3 protein-coding genes are annotated in these 8,267 nt (G+C 74.3%); 1 reads left to right on the top strand and 2 read right to left on the bottom strand.

The features are described 5' to 3' along the window. Positions 1–415: 415 nt before the first annotated feature. Positions 416–2,023, bottom strand: a complete 1,608-nt coding sequence (locus PYR91_RS35985) for an MFS transporter (protein ID WP_279787443.1) — start codon at positions 2,021–2,023, stop codon at positions 416–418. Between the two features lie 92 nt (positions 2,024–2,115). On the opposite strand from PYR91_RS35985, the gene PYR91_RS35980 reads away from it, so the two are divergent. Next, positions 2,116–2,712: a TetR/AcrR family transcriptional regulator gene (locus PYR91_RS35980; protein ID WP_279787441.1), complete on the top strand. Its 597-nt coding sequence runs from the start codon at positions 2,116–2,118 to the stop codon at positions 2,710–2,712. A 224-nt stretch (positions 2,713–2,936) separates the two neighbouring features. Here the strand turns inward: PYR91_RS35980 and PYR91_RS35975 are convergent, their stop codons facing one another. Further along, on the bottom strand, positions 2,937–8,249 hold the full coding sequence (locus PYR91_RS35975; RefSeq protein WP_279787439.1) for a type I polyketide synthase: 5,313 nt from the start codon (positions 8,247–8,249) through the stop codon (positions 2,937–2,939). Positions 8,250–8,267 lie beyond the last annotated feature (18 nt).

Below are 8,267 nucleotides of genomic sequence, written 5' to 3'. Positions count from 1 at the left end.
GGCGCCCGCCCCCCCCCCCCCGCCCCCCCCCCCCCCCCCGGGCCCCCCCCCCGCGGGGGCCGGGCCCCCCCGCCCCGCCCCCCCCCCGGCCCTTCCGCTTTCCCGGGTTTCTCTGATTTTTTTGTTCGCCGCGCCGGGCCGGCGCTTTTCCCCGGCCCGGCGCGTGCGGCGGTTCATGCCCGGCCCGCGTTTTCGGGCCGGGCTCGGTAGCACGCTTTTCCGGTGGGTGCGTGAATTCACCGCCGCCGTGAGCGCGCCGCGCTTGACGGCATTTCCGGTCATAATATTGTTCTCGTGTCCCCGGGAATCCCCAGGCGACCCCAGCCTCACCCTTATGCCGGGCCGGGCGCGTGAAAGAGCCCCCAGACCGGTGGTCCGGGGGCTCGTGGACGGGGTGCGGGGGGTGGAGCGGCGGTCAGTGCCGCGTCAGGGGGAGGTCGGGCACGGGCACCCGCTCGGGCTCGGGGGCGGGCGGGGCCTCGGCCGCGCGCTGCGTGTCGTTCTGCACCGAGCGGAGCGTGATCATCGAGTAGGCCACCGCCACGACCATCACGATCGCGCCGACGAGCGACGCGGCGTGCACCTCGGTGGTGAACGCCTCACGCGCGGCGGCGATCAGCGTGTCGGCCGCGGGGCCCGGCAGGTCGCGGGCCGCGGCGAGCGCGCCGCCCAGGGTCTGCCGTGCGGCTTCCAGCGCCGCCTCCGGCACGCCCGCGGGGGCCTGCAGGGCGGCGCTGTTCTGGTAGACCCCGGCGCCGACGCTGCCGAGCACCGCGATGCCCAGCGCGCCGCCGAACTCCTGGCCGGTCTGCAGCAGCGCGGACGCCGAGCCCGCCTGGTCCGGCGGGGCCTGGCCGACGACCAGCTCGGTCACCAGGGTCAGCACCGGCGCGAGGCCCACGGCGAGCACGATGATGCCGACGAGCATCCAGGGCAGGCCGTCCTGCACGGGCAGCCGGGTCAGCATGAGCATCGCCAGCGCGGCGAGGGCGAACCCCGCCCCGATGATGTACGCGGGCCGGACCTTGCGCACCAGGATGGTGGCCACCGGGACGGCGGCGCCGACCGCGAAGGTGCCGGGGACCGTCCACAGGGCGGCCTCCAGCGCGCTCATGCCGAGCACCGACTGCAGGTACTGCGTGCTGAACAGCGAGTAGCCCACCAGGAGGAAGGTGGCGAAGGTGTTGGTGACCAGCGAAGGCCCGAAGGCGCGCTGCCGGAAGAGCGCCGGGTCGATCATGGGGTGGTCGACGCGCCGCTGCCGCAGGACGAACACCGGCACCAGGAGCAGGCCCACGACGGCGCAGGCGACCGGCACCGGCTCGAAGCCCTCCAGCGCGAGGCGCTTGAATCCGTAGATGACCGGGAGCACGGCCAGCAGCGACAGCGCCGCGCTGAGCAGGTCGAACCGGCCCGCCACCGCCGCCTTGAACTCCGGGAGCAGGATCGGGCCGAGCGCGAGCAGCAGCACCATCACGGGGACGTTGATGAGGAAGATCGATCCCCACCAGAACTGGTTGAGCAGCAGGCCGCTGACCACCGGGCCGAGCGCGGCGCCGGCCGCGATGCCGGTGGACCACACCGCGACCGCGGTGCGCCGCTGGGTCTGGTCCTGGAACAGGTTGCGGATCAGCGCCAGCGTGGACGGCATCAGCGTGGCGCCGCCGATGCCCTGCAGCGCGCGGGCGGCGATCAGCATCTCGGGGCTTCCGGCGTAGGCGGCGGCGACGGAGCCCGCGCCGAACGCCAGGGCGCCGATCAGCAGCAGCAGCCGGCGGCCGATGCGGTCTCCGAGGCTGCCCATCGAGATGAGCAGGCCGGCCAGGACGAAGCCGTAGATGTCGACCATCCACAGCTGCTCGGTGTTCGTGGGCTGGAGGTCGATGCTGATGGAGGGGACCGCGAAGTAGAGCACGGTGAGGTCCATCGAGACCAGGAGCACTGGCAGGAGCAGCACGCCAAGCGCGATCCACTCCTTGCGACCGGCCTTGGGAGCCGCGTCGATTGCGTTCACTTCGCTCATGGCTCGAATCATACGAGCGTCTTAGTCGTCTGTATAGTACGTACGTATAATTAGTACATACGTATATCTCAGACGGATGGTAGAGTGCGGCCATGGGACATCGCGAGGACCTGCTCGTCGGTGCCAAGCAGTGCCTGTTCGACAAGGGCTACGCCCGGACGACCGCGCGTGACATCGTCGCCGCATCCGGGACGAACCTCGGTTCGATCGGCTACCACTTCGGCTCCAAGGAAGCGCTGATGAACGCGGCGCTGGTGCAGGCGACCGAGGAGTGGGGCGACGAGCTGGAGCGCGAACTGCGCAAGGACATCCCCGAGGCGGCGAGCCGCATGGAGCGGTTCGAGATCATCTTCGACCGGGTCATCGGGCTGTTCGCCAAGCACCGGGCGCTGTGGGCGGCGCAGTTCGAGGTCTTCGCCCAGCTCCCGCGCTCCCCGGAGATGCGGCAGTTCTTCGCCGAGTCGCAGGAGCACGCCCGCCAGGGGCTGGCCGCGCTGCTGCAGCACGTCGACCCCTCCTTCGACGACAAGGACGCCCAGCGGGTCGGTTCGTTCTACCTGGCGCTGATGACCGGCGTCATGGCCCAGCTCCTGACCGACACCGGCACCGCCCCCACCGGCCGCGACCTGGCCACCGCCGTCCAGATGATCGCCACCATCACCGCGAACTCCACCACCCCCCAGCCCTGACGGCCCATCCCTGAGGACGCCCCGCCCCGGCGGGACGTCCTTTCGCGCTGTCAGGACGCCGGCGGCGGCCCCGGCACGACGCCCCCGGCCACGCCGAAGGCGTCCCACGAAGCGCCGCGCGGGACGCCCCATCGCGCCGTCAGGCCATCGCCTGCCGCCACGACCGACGCCCCCGGCCATGCCGAGGGCGTCGCACGAGGCGCCTCGGGGACGCCCTCGACGGGTCAGGAGGTCGGCAGCTTCGCCAGCCACCCGTCGACGACCTCGGCCGTGGTGTCGACGTCGGCCTCCACGACGCTGAAGTGGGTGCCCGGCACCGTGACGACCGTGTCCGCGCCCTCCCACCGCGCCTGCCAGTCGCCCTCCGGCGCGGGGGCGGAGCCGAGCTGGAACAGCTCGCCCGCGCGCACGAACAGCAGCGGGGCGGCGATGGCCCGCTGCTCGAACTGGCCGAGCAGCTCGACGTACCGGCCCATCGCCGACAGCTCGGCGCTGCCGAAGGCGCCGAGCGTGGCCGCCTTGTCCGGCACCGCGTGCGCCATCTGGTCGAAGATCGCGGTGTTGGCGTCGTCCCCGACCCGGTAGGTGTCCACCAGCACCAGCCCGGCGGGCCGCACCCCGTGCGCCCGCTCCAGGCAGGCCGCCGTGGCGTGCGCGAGCAGGCCGCCCGAGGAGAACCCGAGCAGGGCGAAGGGCTCGCCGCCGGCCACCCGGAGCACCGTCTCGGCGAAGACCTCCACCGCCGCGTCCAGCGTGGCGGGCAGGCTCTCACCTCGCCCGAAGCCGGGTGTGGGCAGCGCAGACACCCGCGCCGAGAGCCGGGCCGCCAGCCGCGCGTGCTGGTGGACGCCGCCCGCGACGGTGGGCGTGCTCAGGCAGATCAACCGCAGCGGCGCCGGCCCGTCGCCCACGCGGGCCGTGCCGAACGTCACCGCCTCGGGAAGCCGGTCGACGGTAGCCACGGAGTCGAAGGACGGCCGCAGCGCGGCGACCGAGCGCAGCATGGCCAGGCCGGGCTGGAGGTTGCCCGACTGGATGGCGTCGAGGAACAGCTCGTACAGGGTGTCCCCCCGCGAGTCCGCCCGCTGCGCCGGGACCGCCGCGGCGGCGGCTCCGGGCGCGGCTCCCAACTGGTCGAGGACCTGTCCGGCCAGGTCGGTGGGGCTCTTGCTGTCGAACACCACCATCGCCGGCAGGTTCAGCCCGGTCGCCGCGTTCAGCCGGTTGCGCAGCTCGACCGCGGTGAGCGAGTCGAACCCCGACTCCAGGAAACCGGCGTCGGCGTCGACGGCGCCCGCGTCCGCGTGGCCGAGCACCTCGGCGGTGATGGCGAGCACGGCCGCCAGCACCTCCCGCTCGCGCTCGGCGGCGCCGAGCCCGGCCAGGCGGGTGCGCAGCGACCCCGCCTCGGCCGGACCGGTACGGCTGCGCCGCCGCGCCGCCGGGACCAGTCCGCGCAGCAGCGCCGGCACCTCGTCCTCACGGGCCCGCAGCGCGGCCGCGTCGACCCGCAGCGGCACCAGGGACGCCGAGCCGGACGCGAGCGCCGCGTCGAACAGCCACAGCGCTTCGGCCTCCGGCAGCGGCGGCGTGCCCGCGCGCCTCATCCGCTGCAGATCGGCCTCGCCCAGCCACTGGCTGAGCCCGGTCCGCACATCCCAGAGGCCGTAGGCGAGCGAGGTGGCGGGCAGTCCGAGCGCGTGCCGGTGCTGGGCGAGCGCGTCGAGGAACACGTTGGCGGCCGCGTAGTTGCCCTGGCCCGCGGCCATCACCAGGCCGCCCGCCGAGGAGAACAGCACGAAGGCCGTCAGGTCCAGTCCGGCGGTCAGCTCGTGCAGGTGCCACGCGGCGTCGGCCTTCGCGGGCAGCACCTCGTCGACCTGCGCCGGGGAGAGCGCGGCGACCAGGCCGTTGTGGGCGACTCCGGCGGCGTGCACGACGCCGCGCAGAGGACGCCCGGGGTCGATGTCCGCGAGCAGCCGCTCCAGCGCGTCCCGGTCGGAGACGTCACAGGCGACGACACGGGCCTGCGCCCCCAGCTCCGCCAGCGAGCCCCGCAGTTCCTCGGCGCCCGCAGCGGCCGGCCCGCTCCTGCTGGTCAGCACGAGATGCCGCACCCCGTGCGCGACCACCAGATGCCGCGCGACGATCGCCCCCAGCCCACCCGTACCCCCGGTGACCAGCACCGTGCCGTCCGGATCCCACATCGCCCCCGCCCCGGACAGGCCGGCCGCGTGACGGAACCCGTCGGCCACCGGCGCGGACCCTTCGGCCGGCGGCGCGGGGACGCCAACCATCGGCACGGCCCCTTCGGCCACCGGCGCGGACCCTTCGGCTGGCGGGGTGACCGGTGCGTCAGGGCTCGCGGGGACGGCGACGCGCGCCAGCCGGGGGGCGAGCACGGTGCCCGCGCGGATGGCCAGCTCCGGCTCGCCCGACACCAGCGCGGTCGTCATCACCTCGGGCGACTGGATTTCGTCGTCCACGTCGAGCAGGACGAACCGTCCCGGGTTCTCCGCCTGGGCGGCACGCACGAGGCCCCACACGGGCGCCTGCCGCACGTCCACCGCCTCCCCCGGGGACGCCGCCAGCGCGCCCCTGGTCACCAGCACCAGCCTGGACCCGGCGAACCGGTCGTCGGCGAGGAAGGTCTGCATCGCGGCCAACGCCTGGTGCAGCGCGGCCCGGACACCCCCCGGAACGCCCCCCGGCCCCGACGCCGCCGCCTGTCCGGCCACCGGCGTCACCAGCTCGGCCACCGGCGTCACCACCGCGACGGGCCCGGCGGGCTCAGCCGCTTCGACGGTCTCGCGGGATGCGGCCGGGCCGGGGGACGCGATCGGCAGGACCACGGTCCCCGGCAGCCCGGCTCCCGGCGCGGTGAGCGCGTACAGGTCGGCGACCGCCTCGGCGGCCGGTACGGCCAGGCCCGGCCCGGTGGCCGGTACGGCCAGGCCCGGGCCGGCGATCGTCCACGGGGCGGCGGGGGCCGCGCTCTGGGCGATCGGCTGCCAGTCGATGGCCAGCAGTGACTCGCCGTGGCCGTCGCCGCCGAGCTGCTCGGGGGACAACGGCCTCAGGACGAGGGCGGCGACGGTGGCGACCGGTGCGCCGGTGGCATCGGCGAGGTCGATGCGGACGGCGTTGCGCTGTCCCTCGGCGGGCGAGAGCCGCACCCGCAGGGCCGTGGCGCCACCCGCGTGCAGCGTGACGCCCGTCCAGGAGAACGGCAGCAGGGCCTGCCGCCGGTCCTCCTCCGCACCGAGGCCGCCGAAGCCGAGCGTGTGCATCGTCGCGTCAAGCAGGGCGGGGTGGAGGCCGAATCGCGCGGCCTGGGGGTGAGCGACCTCGGGCAGCGTCACCTCGGCGAACAGGTCGGGGCCGCGCCGCCAAGCCCGCGTCAGGCCCTGGAACACCGGGCCGTATCCGAACCCCCGGTCGTCCAGGGTGTCGTACAGCGGTTCGGCGTCCAGTTCCGTGGAGCCGGCCGGGGGCCAGGCGGTGAGGTCGGCGGGGAGTTCGGGGGTGCCCGCGCTGAGCACGCCTTCCGCGTGCCGGGTCCAAGGCGCGTCCGGGCGCTGCTCGGGGCGCGAGTAGATCCGCACTGCGCGCCGCCCCCGCTCGTCCGGGTCGTCCACCATGACCTGCAGGGCGACCCCGCTCTGCTCGGGCAGCACCAGGGGGGCGTGCAGGGTCAGCTCGTCGAGCATGCCGCAGCCGAGGTGGTCGCCCGCGTGGACGGCGAGCTCCACGAACCCGGTGCCGGGCAGCAGCACGTTTCCGTGCACGACGTGGTCGGCGATCCAGGGGTTGCCGTCCAGGGAGACGCGGGCGGTGAAGGTGACCGCGTCGGAGTCCGGTGCCGGGACCACTGCCGCCAGCAGGGGATGGTCGAGAGCGAGCTGCCCCACGGCCGAGGCGTCCCCGGTGGGCTTGGCCGCCTCCGCCCAGTAGTGCTCCCGCTGGAAGGCGTAGGTGGGCAGGTCGACCCGCTGGGCGGCGGTGCCCGCGAAGAACGCCCGCCAGTCGACGTCGGCCCCGGCCGTGTGCAGCTGGCCCAGCGCGGAGACCAGCGTGTGGGCCTGGGGACGGTTACGCCGCTGCGCCGCCACCAGCACGACCCGATCGGCCCCCTGCGTACCCTGGCCCGCCACCGCCTGACTCGACTCCAGGCATTGGGCTGCCATGCCGGTGAGCACCGCGTCCGGACCGACCTCGACCAGCCGGGTGACGCCGTCGGCCTTCACGGTCGACACCGCGTCCGCGAACCGGACCGGCCTGCGCACCTGCTCCACCCAGTAGGCCGGGTCGGTCAGGTCGGCGACCTGACCGGTCACCGTGGAGACGATGGGGATCTGCGGTTCCTGGTAGGTGACCTGCCCGGCCACGGAGGCGAAGTCGCCGAGCATCGGCTCCATGAGCGCCGAGTGGAAGGCGTGGGAGACCGCCAGCCGCGACACCCTGCGGCCCAGCGCCTCGAACTCGGCTCGCACCTCAGCGACCGCCGATGCCACTCCGGAGACGACGACGGCCTGCGGGCCGTTGACGGCCGCCAGCGACACCCCGTCCGACAGCCAGGGGGTGATCTCCTGCTCGGTCGCCTGGATCGCGACCATGACTCCACCGGAGGGCAACTCCTGCATCAACCGGCCGCGCGCCACCACCAGCCGCGCCGCATCGGCTAGCGAGAACACCCCGGCCACATGCGCCGCCGCCAACTCACCGATGGAATGACCCACCAGAACGTCAGGACGCACACCCCAGGCCTGAAGCAGCCGGAACACTGCCACCTCGAACGCGAACAACGCCGGCTGAGCGAACCGGGTGCCGTTCAACCGCTCAACGTCCCGCTCGACGTCCTGCTCGACGCCGCGCTCTTCGTCCCGCTCGTCGGCCGTCTCCCGGTCGTGCTCGTCGGTCTGCCCCTGGTCGTGGGTCCGGCCCCACATCACCTCACGCAGGCTCTCACCCAGCAGCGGGTCAATCTCGGCGGACACCGCGTCGAACGCCTCCGCGAACACCGGGAAGCCCTCATACAGCTCCCGGCCCATACCCAGCCGCTGCGCGCCCTGACCGGTGAACAGCACCCCCAGCTTGCCCGGACGCGCCCCCCGTCCTACGGCCCCACCCGGGCCGCCCTGAGACAACGCGGCCAGACCGGCCAGCAACTCCTCGCGGTCCGCGCCCACCACCACCGCGCGGTGACCCAACGTCGCACGCCCGCTCACCAGCGAGTACCCGACGTCGGCCAGGCCGCAGGGTCCTGAGGCGTCGACGGCGGCCCGCACATGTGCCAGCAACCGATCGGCCTGCGCACGCAACGCCCCCGCCGTCTTGCCCGACAGCACCCACGGCACCACCGGCAGAGACGCGGGCGCCCCGGAGGTCTCGGCACCGGCATGGGGCTTGGTGCCGGGGGTGGCGTCCAGGGCGGCGTCAAGCTCGTCGATGGGCGCGGTCGGGGCGACGGTCGCGGGTTCGGGGGCCTGTTCGACGATCACGTGGGCGTTGGTGCCGCTGATCCCGAACGAGGACACCCCCGCCCGGCGCGGACG

Source organism: Sphaerisporangium sp. TRM90804 (assembly GCF_029846175.1).
Taxonomy (GTDB): Bacteria; Actinomycetota; Actinomycetes; order Streptosporangiales; family Streptosporangiaceae; genus Sphaerisporangium.
Note: the sequence above shows the minus strand (reverse complement) of the source record. Positions and strands in the feature narration are given on the sequence as shown.

Bases quoted from the DNA above. Each gene is read 5' to 3' on its own strand.
- PYR91_RS35985 (WP_279787443.1), bottom strand. From the start codon at position 2,023: ATGAGCGAAGTGAACGCAATCGACGCGGCTCCCAAGGCCGGTCGCAAG.
- PYR91_RS35980 (WP_279787441.1), top strand. From the start codon at position 2,116: ATGGGACATCGCGAGGACCTGCTCGTCGGTGCCAAGCAGTGCCTGTTC.